23 protein-coding genes and 1 pseudogene are annotated in these 16,165 nt (G+C 51.9%); all 24 read right to left on the reverse strand.

What is annotated here, in order from left to right:
• Positions 1–19: 19 nt before the first annotated feature.
• On the reverse strand, positions 20–538 hold the full coding sequence (locus CEK71_RS13455) for a hypothetical protein (protein ID WP_088619868.1): 519 nt from the start codon (positions 536–538) through the stop codon (positions 20–22).
• Between the two features lies 1 nt (position 539).
• Entirely contained in the window at positions 540–2,078 is a 1,539-nt protein-coding gene (locus tag CEK71_RS13460) for a hypothetical protein (RefSeq protein WP_088619869.1), read from the reverse strand.
• A 28-nt stretch (positions 2,079–2,106) separates the two neighbouring features.
• Positions 2,107–2,478 carry a hypothetical protein gene (locus CEK71_RS13465; RefSeq protein WP_088619870.1) on the reverse strand — a complete coding sequence of 124 codons (372 nt, stop codon included), beginning with the start codon at positions 2,476–2,478 and terminating at the stop codon, positions 2,107–2,109.
• A 2-nt stretch (positions 2,479–2,480) separates the two neighbouring features.
• Positions 2,481–2,903, reverse strand: coding sequence for a hypothetical protein (locus CEK71_RS13470; RefSeq protein WP_088619871.1), 423 nt, complete (start codon positions 2,901–2,903; stop codon positions 2,481–2,483).
• Complete coding sequence (locus CEK71_RS13475; RefSeq protein ID WP_088619872.1) at positions 2,903–3,259, reverse strand: hypothetical protein; 357 nt, start codon at positions 3,257–3,259, stop codon at positions 2,903–2,905. Before CEK71_RS13475 ends, CEK71_RS13470 begins: the two co-directional genes overlap by 1 nt.
• Entirely contained in the window at positions 3,252–3,710 is a 459-nt protein-coding gene (locus CEK71_RS13480; RefSeq protein WP_198328235.1) for a hypothetical protein, read from the reverse strand. Before CEK71_RS13480 ends, CEK71_RS13475 begins: the two co-directional genes overlap by 8 nt.
• Positions 3,710–4,099 carry a hypothetical protein gene (locus tag CEK71_RS13485; RefSeq protein ID WP_157679242.1) on the reverse strand — a complete coding sequence of 130 codons (390 nt, stop codon included), beginning with the start codon at positions 4,097–4,099 and terminating at the stop codon, positions 3,710–3,712. The genes CEK71_RS13480 and CEK71_RS13485 overlap by 1 nt, the downstream gene beginning before the upstream one ends.
• A gap of 3 nt (positions 4,100–4,102) precedes the next feature.
• Positions 4,103–5,239 carry an SU10 major capsid protein gene (locus CEK71_RS13490; RefSeq protein ID WP_088619874.1) on the reverse strand — a complete coding sequence of 379 codons (1,137 nt, stop codon included), beginning with the start codon at positions 5,237–5,239 and terminating at the stop codon, positions 4,103–4,105.
• The gene (locus CEK71_RS13495; RefSeq protein WP_088619875.1) at positions 5,239–5,847 is read right to left on the reverse strand and encodes a hypothetical protein; all 609 of its coding nucleotides are present in this window, start codon (positions 5,845–5,847) and stop codon (positions 5,239–5,241) included. Before CEK71_RS13495 ends, CEK71_RS13490 begins: the two co-directional genes overlap by 1 nt.
• A 349-nt stretch (positions 5,848–6,196) precedes the next feature.
• Positions 6,197–6,469, reverse strand: coding sequence for a hypothetical protein (locus CEK71_RS13500; protein ID WP_088619876.1), 273 nt, complete (start codon positions 6,467–6,469; stop codon positions 6,197–6,199).
• Positions 6,466–8,172 carry a hypothetical protein gene (locus CEK71_RS13505; RefSeq protein ID WP_088619877.1) on the reverse strand — a complete coding sequence of 569 codons (1,707 nt, stop codon included), beginning with the start codon at positions 8,170–8,172 and terminating at the stop codon, positions 6,466–6,468. The genes CEK71_RS13500 and CEK71_RS13505 overlap by 4 nt, the downstream gene beginning before the upstream one ends.
• A gap of 127 nt (positions 8,173–8,299) precedes the next feature.
• Positions 8,300–8,515, reverse strand: coding sequence for a hypothetical protein (locus tag CEK71_RS13510; protein WP_088619878.1), 216 nt, complete (start codon positions 8,513–8,515; stop codon positions 8,300–8,302).
• Positions 8,516–8,517: 2 nt separating this feature from the next.
• A complete protein-coding gene (locus CEK71_RS22665; protein WP_157679245.1) occupies positions 8,518–8,691 on the reverse strand; it encodes a hypothetical protein in 174 nt (57 codons plus the stop codon).
• Positions 8,691–10,058 carry a phage portal protein gene (locus CEK71_RS13515; protein WP_088619879.1) on the reverse strand — a complete coding sequence of 456 codons (1,368 nt, stop codon included), beginning with the start codon at positions 10,056–10,058 and terminating at the stop codon, positions 8,691–8,693. The genes CEK71_RS22665 and CEK71_RS13515 overlap by 1 nt, the downstream gene beginning before the upstream one ends.
• Entirely contained in the window at positions 10,055–11,644 is a 1,590-nt protein-coding gene (locus tag CEK71_RS13520; RefSeq protein ID WP_088619880.1) for a hypothetical protein, read from the reverse strand. Before CEK71_RS13520 ends, CEK71_RS13515 begins: the two co-directional genes overlap by 4 nt.
• On the reverse strand, positions 11,644–12,231 hold the full coding sequence (locus tag CEK71_RS13525) for a DUF3486 family protein (RefSeq protein ID WP_088619881.1): 588 nt from the start codon (positions 12,229–12,231) through the stop codon (positions 11,644–11,646). Before CEK71_RS13525 ends, CEK71_RS13520 begins: the two co-directional genes overlap by 1 nt.
• A gap of 70 nt (positions 12,232–12,301) precedes the next feature.
• Positions 12,302–12,532: pseudogene (locus tag CEK71_RS13530) on the reverse strand (hypothetical protein); the annotation flags it as partial.
• A 15-nt stretch (positions 12,533–12,547) separates the two neighbouring features.
• The gene (locus CEK71_RS13535) at positions 12,548–12,880 is read right to left on the reverse strand and encodes a hypothetical protein (protein ID WP_157679250.1); all 333 of its coding nucleotides are present in this window, start codon (positions 12,878–12,880) and stop codon (positions 12,548–12,550) included.
• 85 nt (positions 12,881–12,965) lie between these two features.
• Positions 12,966–13,385: a M15 family metallopeptidase gene (locus CEK71_RS13540; RefSeq protein WP_088619884.1), complete on the reverse strand. Its 420-nt coding sequence runs from the start codon at positions 13,383–13,385 to the stop codon at positions 12,966–12,968.
• A gap of 65 nt (positions 13,386–13,450) precedes the next feature.
• The gene (locus tag CEK71_RS13545) at positions 13,451–13,777 is read right to left on the reverse strand and encodes a hypothetical protein (protein WP_088619885.1); all 327 of its coding nucleotides are present in this window, start codon (positions 13,775–13,777) and stop codon (positions 13,451–13,453) included.
• Between the two features lie 83 nt (positions 13,778–13,860).
• The gene (locus CEK71_RS13550; protein WP_088619886.1) at positions 13,861–14,100 is read right to left on the reverse strand and encodes a hypothetical protein; all 240 of its coding nucleotides are present in this window, start codon (positions 14,098–14,100) and stop codon (positions 13,861–13,863) included.
• Positions 14,097–14,795: a BRO family protein gene (locus tag CEK71_RS13555; protein WP_088619887.1), complete on the reverse strand. Its 699-nt coding sequence runs from the start codon at positions 14,793–14,795 to the stop codon at positions 14,097–14,099. Before CEK71_RS13555 ends, CEK71_RS13550 begins: the two co-directional genes overlap by 4 nt.
• Before the next feature lie 266 nt (positions 14,796–15,061).
• A complete protein-coding gene (locus CEK71_RS13560) occupies positions 15,062–15,763 on the reverse strand; it encodes a hypothetical protein (RefSeq protein WP_157679252.1) in 702 nt (233 codons plus the stop codon).
• A gap of 3 nt (positions 15,764–15,766) precedes the next feature.
• On the reverse strand, positions 15,767–16,165 hold the full coding sequence (locus CEK71_RS13565; protein WP_198328237.1) for an HNH endonuclease signature motif containing protein: 399 nt from the start codon (positions 16,163–16,165) through the stop codon (positions 15,767–15,769).

The raw sequence follows: 16,165 nt of genomic DNA on the forward strand, positions 1-16,165 counted from the left end.
TCTATTCTCTAAAATTGCATTAATGCCGGGTAGGGTGCGGTTTACCGGCCATAGCCCGCATCTTGTCAAAAAAGGCTTGGGGGGCATTGTGTTGCGGGCCTTCATAGCCCAGATAAGCGGCGACCAATAAATGGGTGGCGGGGTGCATTTCCATATAACCCTGCATTTCCTTGATTTGGCTCATTTTGATATGCCGATCTATATAATCGTATGTCCAGCCGAACGACGCGCTCAAATGCGCATACAAATACCCCCAATCGGTCGGCTTGCCGCTGCTTTTGCTGGTGGCCTGCTCTAAACCGCAAGCGATCGGCACCGCCAATAAAAAAGCCGTCAGCTCATCCGCAGATATACGGTTAAGTGACGGCGCGGCCTGGCCAAAAAAAAGGCCCAGCAAATGGGTGATATGTCGGCCTTGGTCAGCGGGGGTTTGGCAAGCCGCCAAGGCGTTATAGGTAGTGATGATAAGTTTCAGATCATGCAGCACCGGCTCCTCCATGAGCCGTTGTTGCTTGGCCAGTATGACGGAGACGGGCATATTATGAGGACGTGCTGATCGACCCCACAACGCCCGTTGTCCGGTCGGCAAACATTTGGATGTCAAACTTCATTGCGGTTGGGTCTTGTTTCAACGGGATGCCGGTGCCCAAACATTTGCAATTGCGGTAGGTCACCGTGATGGACTCGCCGTCCATTTCATTTTGCAGTACCAGCATGAAAGTTGGGCTTTTGCCCATCAGCTCATTATTGATGGCGATAAAATTGCCGCCTTGTTCTTCCACCAGTGCATCAATAAAAACAGTGTCGCCGCCATTGGTGTAATCAAAATAGTAGACCCCCGCCGCTTCATTGACATAGTATTGGTCGGTGGCAATTGATAGCGGGCTGCTTTGGGCAATACGCTGAAATGGCAAGCCGCCTTGTGTGCGCACCCCCAAATCTTCCAGATAATCTGCACCATCCGGCAGGGACAACACAATTGAGAAATAATCGAGGACATATTGTATGCGTACAACATCGCCGACGTCGGCGGCGGCAAAAGTATAGAACCCTAAGCCATCCGACAGCGCTTGGCCTGATGTCGGTGTACCCGTACTAACAACGGCCAATGCTTCCCCGACACCGATACCCGTCATTGCCGTACCGCTATTTGTCACTAAGAATACGCCGTCATCACTGATATAGAGCGAGTCACCGGGCGCATCGACATAAAGGTCGTAACCCGCGTCCGGTAACGTACCTTTCATGGCCGTGACAGTTTGGCCATCACAATAATACTGGAAGGTCATTTTTTGGCCTGCCGAACCAACCGTTTCCGCTGGGTTTAAAATAATAGCCCCCCAAGGCGAAGCCATAAAATGACCGGTTGCAGGCACTGCACTGTTAGTAAAAGTTGACCGTATCATCGCCACACCATCCGTCCAACCGGATGCCTGCTTCTTAACCGCGTACGTTGTTGAAGCCACTTTCGTCACATTAAAAGCCAGCGATGGCGGGATTTTGCCTTGCACTGTAACCGTAGTGCCATTGCTGTCAAACGCAATGGCAAATGTCTTATTGACATCGGCGGCGGCAAATGTGTATTTGCCTGCCGATACAAGATAATGCCCCGCTACCGGAGTGCCGGACGTGTCCTTGGTTGCCGACGTGCCATTGATGGCCACAGACGTGTCGCTATCCCACCGCGACAAATTCAGGGTGATAACGTTTTGGATTTTAGCTTGCAAATTGGCATGATCGGGGATGGCATGACCGACATTGTCGATTAGGGCGCGTTGCTGCTTGGCCTGGGTTTCCGCGCCGTAATACAAGTTGTTAAGCAGTGCGCCCGTGAACGCATCAACCGTAAATGACAGGCTTAATTTTTTCTTACCGCCGCGCAATGAGATGGCGTATTGCCCAGCACCATTGCTTTCTTTGATGTCCATCTTGTCGTCAATTGAGTCAATGCCCACAAAAGCGGGTATTTTCATCGTTTGCGGTGGATTAAGCGCAGCCCCATCCTTGTCTGTCATCAATTTAATAAAGCCGTTAGACCCACCGGACGGGGTCAATTGTGGTGTCGTTGCGTCGCTCATAATTTGTCCTCAGTGATGTTTAAATTGTTTATTTAGCCTGGACGGCAAGTGACGACATGTCTTCAGCTACGGCAGCGGTTTTACGGTCGCGGCTGACAACAACAGGCTTATCGGCAGCGCTGGCCACCGGCAACGCTGCTTCGGTCACTGCGGCCACCAGCGGCGAATTATTCGTGGCATTAACAACGGCCTGCCCTTCGCCTTCTGGATTAGTGGCTTTGGCTGCCTCGCGGGCAAGGTGTTGCTCATACCCCTTTGATGATACCCAGCCACGGCCAAACACTTCGCTGCTAAACCCCGCCTTAGGGATATGGATGATGCCGTTTTCATCGGCGGTGTAAGTGACCCCCAGCACGGTGACTGAGTTTTCGCCTTCTTTAATGATCCCGATCATGGTCATGGTCATGCCCTGTAATAATAGTTAAATACGACTTCAATTTCGTAAAACGGATGCTGTGTACCCAGGTCGGTGACAACCCCAAAATCTGAAAAGCCATCCGACACCGGGCTTTTCTTCAAAAAATCTATCAGCAGCCGCGCCGCCTGGTCGGCAACCACAACACCATCACGCACCCCGTCGGTAGTCTCTTTTTCAATGACCTGGATGACGATGCTGCCCTGCGCCAGCACCCGCGATGTTGTCTTGTTGTATTTTTGCCGGGCGGCGATATAACAAAACAACGGCCTGTCCTTGGCGTTCGGGCTACCCTTGTCATAGCCGATCAGATGGCCTAGGGGCTTGCCATAGCGACCCGTAAAAAAATCGGTGATGGCTGCATCGGCGGCAATGGCGTCACGCACCCGCACCAATAGGGCGGCTGACATTACGCCCTGCCTATTTCAAAAAACACCTGGCTTTCGGTTGTCGGGTAAGCCAAGCCCACCGCCTCGCGGGTCAGGCTGGACAACAACCCATCAATGGTGCGCTGGTATTCTCTGGCTTTGGCGATCAGCGGCGAAGTGGTGTCCGAGCCGACCGACTGCTCAATGGCCGCCATCCGCGAAGCCATGAGGACGGCCAATTCGGTCAACAGCGGCTGCGGTAGGGTGATGTCCGCCGGACTGATGCTGCGTTTTACCAGTTCGCCATCAATATAAATGTCCGCCCTGGACAAATGCGCCTCGTCAACAGTCAACGCGGCATCGTCCGGCAAATCAGTCAATTGTGCATATTTAGGCATACTCAATAACTCCCGCTAAGACAGAAAGGGCGCGTTCGCCCATGCGCTGTTCGCGCCCTGCGCCGTCGGCAAAAAAGAACGGCATCGGGGCGGTGCCGGGGTGGTTGACCTTACGGCGCAAAATGTAACCGCCGCCGCCCGATGTCGGGATTTTCAACGCCCTGCCGTTTTTGGGCAAGATCACATGGGGGCGTGTGCCTTCTTCGACATACAAGGCGTATTCGGCATTGGCATAAATCTCGGCACTACCATCGCCCAAAGGCCGCCAGCCGACGGACTGCTCCAACTGGCCTGTACGGCTGGTAAAGCTTTTGCCTTCAGCAACCCAGTCCAGTGTGTCGTCGGTATAGCTTTCGGCGGCAGCATTGGCGATCAGCTGGGCGTTGGCCGGATTACGCAAAGCAGCCAGCACCGAGGGCGTATCGCCTAAATCCAGCCCAATGGTCAGCATTAGCTACCTTCCGCCGTGTCGGCCTTAGTTTTTTTGTCCTTGTCCTTGTCCGCACTGCCGCCCGCCGTCGCTTTCGCGCTATCGGCCACTGCCGCTCCTTTGGTTTCCGCGCCATCACCTTCAGCCGCTGCACTGCCGCTGTCGGCACCGCTGCCGGCATCGTCGTTAATGCCTGGACCACCAGCACCTGGCGTTTTGTCTTCAGGCTCCCCGCCGTCTTCTGTTAGCGTATAGCCCGGCAGACCACCTTGAGCAATACGCTCTTCGATAAAAAGCAATTTACGGCCACTAATAGTGGCTTCGCCGTTGCGGTTAAGCTGTATCAGACCTAGTGGGGTGCTGATTTGCGATAACGCAAGACCGACTAACTTGCCCGTTCGTCTCATCATGGCTTATTCCTCCAAATTATCGATAATGGCGTGGGCGGCACCGCCGTTTAACAGTTCCAGTGTATACTCGCCTAAAATGCGCCGCGAAATATTGTCCGCGCCGGGCAGGGTTGCATCCCACTCACCCAAGCTGCGCCCGCTCATCGGCTCAAGATACATTTTTTCAGTATCCAGAAAAGCAATTTTGGTGCGCGGAAAACTTGGCTCGACAACAATCGTTGATATTGCACCCATCGGCAAATCGGATTGGAATTGGCTGACTGACGACCCAATTGTATTGTCAGCCCTTAGCACAAACATTTTTGCTTCTTGAAAAGCGGTGATACGCCGCGCCTGATTTGTATTGCAGACAATGGCGTTGGGTGTGCCGCCGCTCTTAAAGATAGCTTCCACAGCGTCATTCATCGTCGCCGATTCCAGCGCAACCCCGGCAGCGTTAATGCGGTTAGTGACCAGTTGCAATATGCCGCCCATCGTGCCTTTTTCTGTCGCCGACCGCTGTACCCTGCGCCCATAAATCGTTGCATTATTCATGCGCCGGATAACTTTCAGCATAGATTGCTGTAAGTTAGTGTCAACCACATCCGACATACCGCCTAAGCCTGTATTGACCAGCGTGTTCGAAACCATAAAGGTATCGTCGAAAATTTCGGTATAGTTATAGTTGACGGCGGGAGGCGTGTTTGCGTTAGGGTCTGGGTTTGACCCTTCCGGGCGCGGACGGCTGACAACACGGATCAGGATATTATCAGCCAAAGCCGCAGCCGTACTGCCGCCGTAGCCACGCACCACAGTCAGATTGTTACCGGATACCGCCGTGACCTTCATGACTTCATCCGTGCCTTCAAAAGCCAATATCATGTCGGCAACAAAGCCAGTAGCATCGACCAACGCCAGCGTGGTTACGCTGTTGGTATGTGTCCCTGACACATAACCCAGTTCCGGGGTCATAGTAAGCTCCGTCCATTCATGCTTATTTTGCGTCACCGGGGTGCGGCTATTAAGCGTCACCAAGCCGCTGGCCAAACGCCGGACGGCTAGCGATAAGAGGGCGGGGGAATTTGCTATCAACACCGCCAGCTCATTGTCAAACGAGCGTAACCGATTATTAAAATCGAATGAATTCTGCTGTGTCGCCATTATTGTTTGACTCCGTTATTGATTTTTAACATACCCAACACATCGCCTCTTTTTGCCGCGTCTTGATAGGCCTGCTGGGTTTTTTCGCCATCCGCCAGCGGCTGGTGCGGCGGCGCACCGGAACCCGGTTGGCCTTGGGGCTTCGCCCAATGCGGTTTGCTGGCCAGCAAGTCTTTCACGGCATCGGCAGGTGATTTGCCGCCAATCGTGACAACGCCATTGGTATCAACCTTACCTTGCCCAGACAGCAGGGCGGCAACGTCGCTAGGGTCGATTGCATCGGCGGCATGGCTTAAGATCGCATTGCTTATCAGCGTTTGGTGATACTGGCCTTTAACCACCTCCAGCTCTTGGGTTTTGGTGTCCGCCAGTTCTTGCAACTTGCCTTCGCTTTTCAGCTTAGCTTCCTTAAAGGCTTCTGGGCTATCATAGCCCGTGGCTTCTTTAAATTGCGCCGACGCCTCAGCCCGTGCTTTTGCGGTCGCCGCTTGCTCAATGGCGGACGGATCAATAGCCGCAGCGGGTGCGGGTGCGGCAGGATTTTGCGGGTTGGCGGCGGCGGGATTAACTGCCCCTCCTGATGGGTTTGCGGGGTCTTCTGTGCTCATACGGAGTCCTATGCCAGATAAAAAATCTAGGCTAAAGAGTACCGGATTTTAGGTGCAAAATTAACGCTGAACAGGTTCGGCGCAGGCTTGTTGACGGGGTTGTTTTGAAGGGGTTTACAGGGTAAAAGCGGCTTATTTAAACAGTGTTTAAATAAAAAGTATTGACATATTTAAAAAGCATAAATCCTTAGCTGTTTGCGATTTCAGGCGTTTTTTATCTTATCCTTATCCTGATATTACTTTTTTATTATCTCGATTCTAATTTTAAATCAAAATCTTATGGGGTAAATTTTGGCCGTTTCTTTTCCGGTTTTCTAGCATAAAAAATACGGCGCGGCATTATTTGCGGCTATGCGGCCAATTTTTTTTCTTCTGTAAAATAGGTTTTTGTATCGGGAAATAACCGCAAAAAACCCGCCTTATCCAGCTCCAAACTGTCATAACTGTATACGGCATCTAGCGGAAAAGTACGCGTCCGGCCTGACAATGCAATGGCACCTGACACGCCATTTTTACCCTCATCGATATAGACGACAGCGCACCCGCCAACATCAAAAAATTGCATATCCTGGCCTGCCAAATCGCCCGGATTTAACTTAATTTCTTCTGGTACAAACGTCATTGTTCACTTGCCTTGCGGTAGATTTCCCGCATTTGTTTGTTGATTGCCGATACTTCTTTACGCTGCTCCGCCGACAATTTATTGCCCGCCGACCTCGTGATAGCCTGGCGCTGTTCGTACAGGCCATGCACCGATTCTTTTGCCGCGACCATTGCCTGGGTGTGTATTTGCACCTCGGCAACAATGCCGTGGGTGCGCACTTCCAGCATCGCGTCAAAATAGCCGTCGCTAGAATTAACGGCAGTTGCATAACCGTTGCGCATCCTGCCCGCCACCGGGAAGCTATCTTTGACCAATTGAAAGGCCTTGTCAACTTCCTTGGCATTATTGACAATAATACTGCCGCGCAACACATCGCGTATCTGCGAAGCGTCACCGTCATACAAGGCATTAATTTTTGCCAATGCTCTGGCCTTATCCTTTATCGGTGTCAGTTGCGCAATGCCGCCCGATTCTTTCGCCAACCGCTCTAACTCCGAATCAAACCCTGGCTTGGCTTCAGCTGCCTTGGCATAGATTTCGTCTAGTGTCAGCTTGGGCTTGTAATGCCCCAGTCCGATGGCCTCTTGCTTAGACAGCAGCCCGGCTCCGTCCGTGCGCACAAGTTTCTCCAAAGGCGTACCATCTGCCATTGCTTGTTGCGCCCATTTTGGCAAAAGCTGGCCGCGTTGCTCAGGCGTGACCTTGCCGATGAAATCGGCGTAATTGTGGCTGCCCGGCTGCTTGATCGGCGTTACCCGTGGCACCAGCAGGCACATACAGTGCGGGTGGGCTTTGTGCCTCGGCACAGCATCTTTGGTAAAAATTCCTTTACCCAGCCCCATGTCGATATTGGCGTAATAGTCGCAAATGTCCGGCACTTTGTGCGAACTGGAGACCCGCCACTGATAGCCGATTATGGTAGGGTCGGACTCGGTCGTATTGATGACGGCGTTATGCCCCGCGTCCGCCATCTCTGTCCGCGAAATACGCTTGAGGTTGTAAAGCTGCTTATCGTAGATTTTCCAGTGGACAGCGCGGTCTATGGCGGCATAACGGCCATTGTCCACGGCAGTTTTAATCTGCGACAAAAGCCGCTGCGCGTCGTGGCGGGTACCGGTGACCGCCAGCCCGTTGATGTAGGCCTCAGTATCCGCTACCACCTTATCCCATTCTGCGCGGTCGAAAGGTTCGTTGATCAGCTCGCGTCCGGCATCAGCCAGCTTATGCACCCAATCGGCCTTATGGGCGCTGACTATGGCAAACCTGTCGCCAGCGGTACGCTCGATTTCTCTCTGCATCGCATACAGCACTTTACCTGTAGCGTGACCTTGCCGGACACCCGCCTTAAGCACATCGGATACGGCGGCTTGGGTGTCGGTGCGCCAATGCCATAGCCGCGTGGACAAATTTAGCCCATCCGGCCACTTGGCGACAAAAGCCTGCTCCGCCGCCGCCATAACAGCCGGGGATTGCAAACTGGCCGCCGTTAACGGTTTTGCCGACCCGACCACTACAGCCCTGGCAATGGAGGTCTTAATGGTGCCGTCAATGCCGCCCAGATAATCGGCCAATACTTGCTCGGCATCGCCTTGCAACTGATAGCCTTCCGCCTTTAGCTTTTCGGCCAGGCGCAGGGCGAAGGCCTGCGCCCCGTCTGCCAACTTGCCGTCGGCACTGACAATCTCTTGGGCAAGGCGCTTGTAAAGCTGGTCGTAATCCATTATTTCCTAACGGGCAACGTGCTGTTATGTACCCACTTACTCAGCTCAAACAATCCCAGCAAAAGCAGTATCTGCATGGCAGGGTGGGCTATGATATTGTGGACAGTCCAGTTTTTATATAAGCCTTTCATTTTTTAGGCTCCGGTATATTTGCCCGTACCGCACAGTCTTTTGCCTCAAGCAGTTTTCGCATTGCCACATCCTTTTCCTCACAATCCGGCAATAACGCATCCATACCCTTGGCTAGGCTATGAAACGGTTTTGATATTTTCTGTAACCCTTCAGGCAGATGCGCATAGGCAAAAAATCTTATTAATTTATGCTCTTTGTAATCACCACTCACAATTATCCCCAACCATTAAATTTAATATTTGTCGAACTAACGACCAGCACAGCTGCGATCAGATACCACCCGCAGCCATGAACCCGTTTGTACATCAAAAAAGCCGCCGCCAACATAATTGACGTAGGCCCCGCAACGCCGATAAAGAAAATAAATGTTTCAAGTAAATAAGGCATTATGCCCCCGCTTGTTGCGCCATCCGGTTGCCGTAAATATCCCCCCCGGCATCAATCTCATCGTCAATCTCTTTCATGACAGTCGGTGAAGTGTCATTACCCAGTATTTGTTTAGCCGTGCGTTTTTTAATGGCTTTATCAAACTTACTGCCCATGCCGAGCGTCACTGAATCCATCGCCACCGCAATGGCCTGCGCCAAATCGGTTAAGTTAAAATCATTGGCGTAACTGATATTGCCCTCAAACACCTGCGCCATCCATAAATACACCAGGATGGCAACTTCGCATTCAGCCGACTCGCACATTTCTGCCATGCCCCGCAGCGAACTGTTGGCCTCCTGAAAATGAAAAGATAAGGCAACACCGGACTGCTGCACCCCACCAACAAATTCCAGATTAGCCACGCGGTAAAGGTCATCGATGACTGCCGCTATGCGATTCATGTAGTGTGCGGTCGGCTCGGAAGGCGGCGATATGAATTCAGGCTTACCGCCGCCCGTGGGATTGTAAGGCAGGCCGTTTTCGGTGCCGATGGTCAGATTTTTTAACGCCGCCCGTTCAGCATCACTCACGACGGGCATAGCTAAGATGGCGAAAGTCTGGCCGCGCTCCAAATCCCTCAGCTCAGAGCGCAAGTTAAACAATTCCCAGTTCAGCATCACCAGATCATAAACCCATGATTGGCTAAACGAATCGCTAGGATTAAGCGGCTTGGCGATATGCAGCCGAACCACCGGCACCCTGCCCAAGTTATGGACTCCCTGGGCGACAACATCCATGCCTTCCTTATCGCGGCTAACTTTCCATTCTGTACGGGTAAAATTCCGGTAGCGCAGCTCGTCGTTATCCAACTCGCTAAAGGTGATGCTGGTCAGCCCCTGGACATCGCTTTGCTCATCGACCAGCTGGCTTTTCATGCGCAAGACCAGATAAGGCAAAGTCTGATCGGCACGGGTTTGTGCGGGTACCGACGAACGGTCAACGATAATAAAAACCGTCCCCAGAATCATCGCCAGCCGCTGGAAGCTAGACAGTACGGTATCCAACTTGCCGCCCTTGCCGTCGGCATTTTTCATGAACTGGGCATATAAGTCGTCAGTAGTGCGGTTCGGCGAGTTGCGCCATAAAAAGCCCATGAACACATCGACAATCTTGCGGGTAAAATTTGGGTACACCGCACCCTGCCGCCGCCGCTTAAATTTATCGTCGCTTTCGCGCGGATGCCTATCCAAATACAGTCCGGTAACAAATCCGCCCTTGCCGGAATAACCGTCCAATAAAAATTGGTCGGTCTGCTTATAATTCCCGAAGCCGTATTGGTCGCTAAACTGATAAGGGTTTGTGGTAGTGTCGGTAGGGGCTGTCATGATATAAACCTAAAGTGCATGTTTCCGTAAGCGGCCAACACGGGCTTGTTTGTCCGCGCCGCAAAATCCGCCAAAGCTAAGCCGATGGCATAGTCGCCGTGGCGCTCGACCCCCTCTTCGTTTTCGGTAGTGGTGTCCGGCAATTTGATGATACCGTCAATCCTCTCCAGGTCCCGCAGGTCTGATTCATGCTCCAAGTCTCTGGGAATGTCGATCATGTCATCATCAAACAACTGCACAAACGCCCCCATATTGTCCCGATACCACGCATTTGACAGCGTGACCTCAATCACCAGATTCCATTGATCCCATGTCTCTTCCGCTAAGTTTTGACCTGGTCCGGTCGCATCCATCGCCCCGCCGCTGAAATTGGGCAGCAACGGGATAAGATGCCAAAGGATTTGCTTTTGCTGGGCAATCGGGCAATTGTGCAGCTCGATGACAAACGGCACCCGGCGGCGTAGGTCGCCCATCTTAATCAACGGCACAATCACCGACAAATGCCCCTTCCGGGCAAAGTCCATGCCGAAATAATGGGTTTCCTGCTTTTTTAAGTAAGCGATGCACGGGTCAAGCTGCTTTCTTATCCACGCATCAATCTCTTTAGCACGGCTATGGACAGGCCAATACTTAAACTCATCATCCAGCGACAGGCGCAAGATTGGCCGTACTTCTTTCATCGCCCGCTCGATCAGCAGCCCAGGGATGGCCGAGCCGTCACCGTCACGCGGCACAGCATCCAGCTCTTCACGCATGGCGCTTTTTCTGGGGCCGTAGGCTTTGCGGATGCGCATATACCAGTCTTTTTTGCCTTCTTCAGTGCAAGGCTTGTTCTGCATAAAACACACCCGCTCGTACAACCCATTGGCGACGCATTCATCAAAAGTGATTTTAAAGACCGCTGCCGCCGCACCGTATTGGCCGTTACGCACATCGGCAATCAATTGGTTAAAGGGATTTTTAACGCCACGGTGGGTAGAGATAATCCGAATCTTACCGCCCCAGATTAACAGCGCGGTCGCGGACTCGATCACTTTGCGCACATCTTTATGTAGGGCCGCCTCGTCGATATTGACAATGCCTTGCAGTCCGTGGACGTTTTCGGGGCGGCTGGACAAGGCGACAATCCGAAATCCCGATGCGAAACGCACCCGAAAAGCGGTGATCTCCTGGGTAGCCTCGCCGCGCTTGGCTTGGTCGGTGAAGATAAATTCCTCAATGGCCGACACGCCGCCACCCTGTGCGGCCACAATCACCCGCGCGAACTTGGCGACGTAGCCGATAAACTCCATGCCTTTTTCACGGGTGTCGCCGATATAAAAGACGTTGGAGCCGCCTGCCGCTTTGCTTGATGCGGCAGTGATGGTGTCGTCCAACGCGGTCGCTAAGGTAATGCCGGAGCGGCGGCATTTTTCGGCGATGGCAAGGTCAACCGAATGGATAAGCTGCACCCATTCGGTTTGGTGCTTCATGAACACGCCGCTGTCCAGCGGATTAAAGTTCTCAGGAATGGTGCGGACACTTTCCGGCAACTCGTCCCATTCGACAATGCGCTGCGTGTCGCCTAAAGCTGCCAGTGCCGCCATTAAACGCCGCCCTGTAGGACTTTAGCGCGTAAGAATCGGGCGGTGTCTTCGGTCAGACCCAGCATCTTAACGGCTTCGTCAGTATTGGCCGCCGCCTCTTCACGCGCCTTCTGAGCCGCCGCGCTTTCGATTTGCATAATACGCCGCTGGCTCAGGCTTGCGGACTGCTCAAGCTGCTGCTGACTGGTCGTTAGGCCCTTGATCATATCAACCACCAATTTCATCTCTTTAGTGTCAATATTATCCTTAGCCATCGCGCCGCGCACTAGCGGCATGAACTTCATAATCATGACGCGCAGCAGCTCCGCCGTCACTTGCCCAACTTCACTCTGATTGCTGATTTTAAGCTCTGCCATCATCAGCGAGGCCATCCGATCGGTTTCGACCAGTTCCGCTGTCATTTCTTCAAACGTCTGAGCATAACGATTAACCGCCGATCTGCTGATTTTAGAATGACCTTCCTCTTCCAAAATAGCGTTAATTCGCTGTGTGGCCTCCAGTTGACTACAGCGCGGATCAAGCAACAGAGCCTGCAATTGACTCAGAATGTCAGGTGGCAATCGCTCGACTGTAGAAGGACGACCCATGCCGCTACTCCGGTTGCGCACGGGCAATGCCCGGTACTACTGACGTGCCACTGGCAACATCCACACCCTCATTACGCAATAAGGCAATGGTCATGCCGCTATGCTCCGTAGTGGACACTAAGCCCAATTGCTCCAGCCATGCCAAATCAGCTTTGATGACAGATGTCGGGGCGGCATCGCCCATATTTTGCAATGCCATTTTTAATAAATCAGCACTGGCACGGTAGCCAGATGCAACCTGTAACGTTTTTAATAAGTGCAGGCGACGGATTTCAGCGGCCAAATCAATTTGCTTAGTCATTTTTGCCTCATCGGATTATCCAAAAAACCAGTTCCGCCAGCGGCTCCGGCTCAATTCTTTTGTCTGCCCCAGCAACTCGCCCAGCAGCAGGTTATTTTGACGGCTTGTCTCCATAATCTCATCAATGCGCTCATGAATGCGCGTCAGCTCATCACGCGTCGGCAGGCCTTTTTGTTCGCCTTCCAGCCGGGCAATCCTCTGGCATTTTTCTTCAATCTTTTTGTTAAGGTCGTCGATGGATTTTGTTGTTGCCCGCTGCCTGTTGCCCGAAAACGTATAAAACGCTAACCCCAACGTAGTCAGCCACTGTAGCCCCATCAGGCTGTTTCTTATAAATTCCCCGTCCACGCACGACTCCCTAGGCGTAAAGTATTTGCAAATAATCGCCAAAAACTAGCTATAAAGGCCAGTTTCTGGCAAATAGTTTCACGCCTTAGATAGGCTTTTTGCCCGCTTGCAGATCGCGCAGCGTCAGGCCGTTGGTAAACTGGCAGTGCGCATATTCTTTAAACGTTTTCCAGTCGCCCGCCCATTCCAACCCTACTGATTTGGCAATGGCACCGCACCGCTTAAACGTCGCAATATCGGTATACTGCGCCTTACCATGCACAATAGGTACAAAATCAAATGCCACTCCATAGTTGTGGAATGATTTGCCGCCACTGGCATTGGTCACGATCTTGCCGGGGTTGCCATTACGGCCTTGGGCGTACAGGGCATCTTGCTTTTCTTTGTCGCGGTAAGTGCTGGTGATGATTATGTCAATACCGGCTCCTCGGCACTTTTCGATAAACGCCCGGCATCTCTTTTCGGTTTCCGGGGTCAGGTCTTCCAGTTTTCTGCTCTCAATCATGGTGCACAATCTCTCTGCTAAAAAAGGTGGGGAGTTTCCGCGTTTCAAACGCAAAAGGGCAAAACTTACTTAATGGTATGGGTGGCGGTCATACGGGCGGCAATCGCCCCCACCACCCCGATGCAAGTCATGATGTCACCGGAGTACGGTGCGACCTGCGCCCAATCGTAGCCCAGCAAATGCGCCACTGCAGGCAAGGCGGCGGTGATGGCGGCGATGATGGTCTTGGACTGCCACCACGGCTTGGTCATATCGGCGGCAAAGTCAGCGGCCAAGTCGGCGGAAAAGGTGACGGATTTATCAGGCGGTAATGGGGCAGTTTTGGTGTTATCGGTGTCGCTAGGCATGGCGGTGGCTCCGGCAAAGGCTAGGTTAATAGGCAGTGCCAGCATAAACCATCAGGCAAAAAAAAGCCGCGCTGAACAAGTTCGGCGCGGCTTCGGGGTGGTAATACAGGCCTTTTAAGCCATTGCCCTTATCGGCTTGGGATCAGCCCGCCGACCACTTGGGCGAACACTGCCAAGGCCTCGCGGTTGATGCTCCCGCACGGTGCCGTCAAGTCTGATTGGCTCAAGTCCTCGACCAGTTGCAGCATTTTCTTAGCTTGGTAGAGTTGGGTCTCTTCGTCGTCGGTCAGCACCACTGCGCCGGACTGGCCGGAGTGGCTTAAGCGGTGGCCGCTGCGAATGGGGAAAGGTAGGACTCGCGCGTTCATGCCGCACCGCCTTGGCGTTGGCGTTTCATCTGAGAATTGACGCTGTGCACCGTCCGCCCCAGTTGCCGGGCAATACGATCATAGCCATAGCCTTCAGCACACATCTGCATTAGTACATCATGTTCTTCGGTTGTCCAAGTACGGCCAGCCCTGTCGGTTAGGGGTTTTTTTTCAGCATACTTTGGCACGGTCGCTGCCTTGCCCATCGCCAAATAATCGGCGGCGGAGATAATCAGGGGTGTGGCGCTGAGGATGTCGGCCACTAGGTCTTCTATACCGGCTTGCAGGGCGGTGCGGTAGTTTTGGAATTCGGTCAGGGTCAGCGGGGTGGTGATGGGGGTCAGCAGGGGATGTGGGGGCTGTGCGCCGTAGCCGCCTGTCTTGCGGATGGCAGGGAGGACTTCGGCGGTCAGCCATTTCTTGACAGCTTTGGCCTCAGATTTAGTGCTTCTGAGTACCGATGACCATAAGCCTGATTCGTTGATAATTATTGTTCCCTTATTGTTAAATCCAGAACCGCTAATTTGGCGGTTCTGGATTTCATCTTCATCCAGCTTTAATGTCATTTTATGAGCATCGCTATATTCCAGAATCTTAGCGACCTCCATAGCGATAAACCACGGATCGCCATGTTCATCAGTAAGGACGGTTAATTGATGAGATTGAAACTGGAAGATTTGTAATTCGGTATTCATGATAGTCACCTAAATAAATCCAAGAAAGACCACCGAACAACACTCTCACATGTTAGGCGGCGGACGTAAGCGAAGTGTGAGAGACCGTTACTTAGGTGAAAAACGGCGAGCGTTAGCTCCAACGCCTACGCCCACCAAAACTGGTAGGCATAAAAAAAGCGCGAAGTGCGCTTATACGCACCTAAGAATAATCAGGCTCTCACACCCGACCGCCACAATGTGGTGACGGCAGGGAAAATTTAGACCTGATTCGCGCTTTTGTCAAACTATTTAGAAAATTCGTTTTTATAAGCCCTTATTTCAAAAAGATGCCCATATCCAGACCTCTCCAAATCATCTATTAAATCGAGCGCTACTTCTTTTTTCCCGCTCAATTTATATAACAGTAACAATCTATCCAAGGGCTTGCATGAACTCATATCTACTGACAATTTTCTATTCCTGAAAAGCCCAACAATATAGAGCGCATATTTTTCAATTTGTTGAAGCTCGGCATTATGTATCCCAAGCTCACGAATAGTTTTTGCCCCTGAGTAGCCTTTATCCCAGTATAATTCGATGGCGGTACTCAATACATCAAACAAGGCCTCATCAGAATCACTTCGGGTTGCCCTATCTATCCATTCATCTAGCACTAACTGGCAAAGTTCGTAATCTCTTTTTTTTGTCAGATCAAAAAGCTGCTTAAGAAGTGGCGGCACATCAGTATATGCCGATAAATATTTATCTATAATTGGGCGATGTACCTCATAAGGCCCTTCAATCAACTCTTTTTTCCTCCATGACTGCATCATTCCATTGGTTGTTTTTGCCACTTCATTATTGATTTTTAGCAATTTGGTTTGATATTTAGACGGCAAACCTAAAAACCATTCCTTTAAATCGTAAGCGCCCATCATGCCTTCATTGCTTGTAAACCATATTTCTTCTTTTCTGCCATTAAACATTGTTCCAATTCGTCTTGGCATAACTTACCCCCTGCAAAACGAATGGGCCACATACCGCTTTTTACCACCAGCAATAAGGGTGTAGCACCCACCACGCGGCCCGGTATAATATCCATTGTTTTGCGTGGGAGCCGAATGGGGTTGCCCCACTTGGCAACCCTTTCTTTCCCACTTGTCCTTAGCCTTACCTTCGGTCTCGGTCTGCCACTGCATATTTTCCGGGGCATCTTTACCGCCACAGGCAAGCGGCTCAACATGGTCAATTACATAGCCTGGGCATGATCCGTGGTCATTGCCGTTACTGGGGCAAGGGTGCGACCGCTTGAACAGGTCTTTTGCCGCCTGACTGCGCTCTTGCTTGGCCTCAACCGCTGATGCCGCCAAGGCAAGTATGATAAATATGGATATAAGTAGCTTTTTCAT

The organism is Methylovulum psychrotolerans (genome assembly GCF_002209385.1).
Classification (GTDB): Bacteria; Pseudomonadota; Gammaproteobacteria; order Methylococcales; family Methylomonadaceae; genus Methylovulum; species Methylovulum psychrotolerans.

Coding starts and splice junctions, on each gene's coding strand:
- CEK71_RS13455 (WP_088619868.1), bottom strand. CDS start 538: ATGCCCGTCTCCGTCATACTGGCCAAGCAACAACGGCTCATGGAGGAG.
- CEK71_RS13460 (WP_088619869.1), bottom strand. CDS start 2,078: ATGAGCGACGCAACGACACCACAATTGACCCCGTCCGGTGGGTCTAAC.
- CEK71_RS13465 (WP_088619870.1), bottom strand. CDS start 2,478: ATGACCATGATCGGGATCATTAAAGAAGGCGAAAACTCAGTCACCGTG.
- CEK71_RS13470 (WP_088619871.1), bottom strand. CDS start 2,903: ATGTCAGCCGCCCTATTGGTGCGGGTGCGTGACGCCATTGCCGCCGAT.
- CEK71_RS13475 (WP_088619872.1), bottom strand. CDS start 3,259: ATGCCTAAATATGCACAATTGACTGATTTGCCGGACGATGCCGCGTTG.
- CEK71_RS13480 (WP_198328235.1), bottom strand. CDS start 3,710: ATGCTGACCATTGGGCTGGATTTAGGCGATACGCCCTCGGTGCTGGCT.
- CEK71_RS13485 (WP_157679242.1), bottom strand. CDS start 4,099: ATGATGAGACGAACGGGCAAGTTAGTCGGTCTTGCGTTATCGCAAATC.
- CEK71_RS13490 (WP_088619874.1), bottom strand. CDS start 5,239: ATGGCGACACAGCAGAATTCATTCGATTTTAATAATCGGTTACGCTCG.
- CEK71_RS13495 (WP_088619875.1), bottom strand. CDS start 5,847: ATGAGCACAGAAGACCCCGCAAACCCATCAGGAGGGGCAGTTAATCCC.
- CEK71_RS13500 (WP_088619876.1), bottom strand. CDS start 6,469: ATGACGTTTGTACCAGAAGAAATTAAGTTAAATCCGGGCGATTTGGCA.
- CEK71_RS13505 (WP_088619877.1), bottom strand. CDS start 8,172: ATGGATTACGACCAGCTTTACAAGCGCCTTGCCCAAGAGATTGTCAGT.
- CEK71_RS22665 (WP_157679245.1), bottom strand. CDS start 8,691: ATGCCTTATTTACTTGAAACATTTATTTTCTTTATCGGCGTTGCGGGG.
- CEK71_RS13515 (WP_088619879.1), bottom strand. CDS start 10,058: ATGACAGCCCCTACCGACACTACCACAAACCCTTATCAGTTTAGCGAC.
- CEK71_RS13520 (WP_088619880.1), bottom strand. CDS start 11,644: ATGGCGGCACTGGCAGCTTTAGGCGACACGCAGCGCATTGTCGAATGG.
- CEK71_RS13525 (WP_088619881.1), bottom strand. CDS start 12,231: ATGGGTCGTCCTTCTACAGTCGAGCGATTGCCACCTGACATTCTGAGT.
- CEK71_RS13540 (WP_088619884.1), bottom strand. CDS start 13,385: ATGATTGAGAGCAGAAAACTGGAAGACCTGACCCCGGAAACCGAAAAG.
- CEK71_RS13545 (WP_088619885.1), bottom strand. CDS start 13,777: ATGCTGGCACTGCCTATTAACCTAGCCTTTGCCGGAGCCACCGCCATG.
- CEK71_RS13550 (WP_088619886.1), bottom strand. CDS start 14,100: ATGAACGCGCGAGTCCTACCTTTCCCCATTCGCAGCGGCCACCGCTTA.
- CEK71_RS13555 (WP_088619887.1), bottom strand. CDS start 14,795: ATGAATACCGAATTACAAATCTTCCAGTTTCAATCTCATCAATTAACC.
- CEK71_RS13560 (WP_157679252.1), bottom strand. CDS start 15,763: ATGCCAAGACGAATTGGAACAATGTTTAATGGCAGAAAAGAAGAAATA.
- CEK71_RS13565 (WP_198328237.1), bottom strand. CDS start 16,165: ATGAAAAAGCTACTTATATCCATATTTATCATACTTGCCTTGGCGGCA.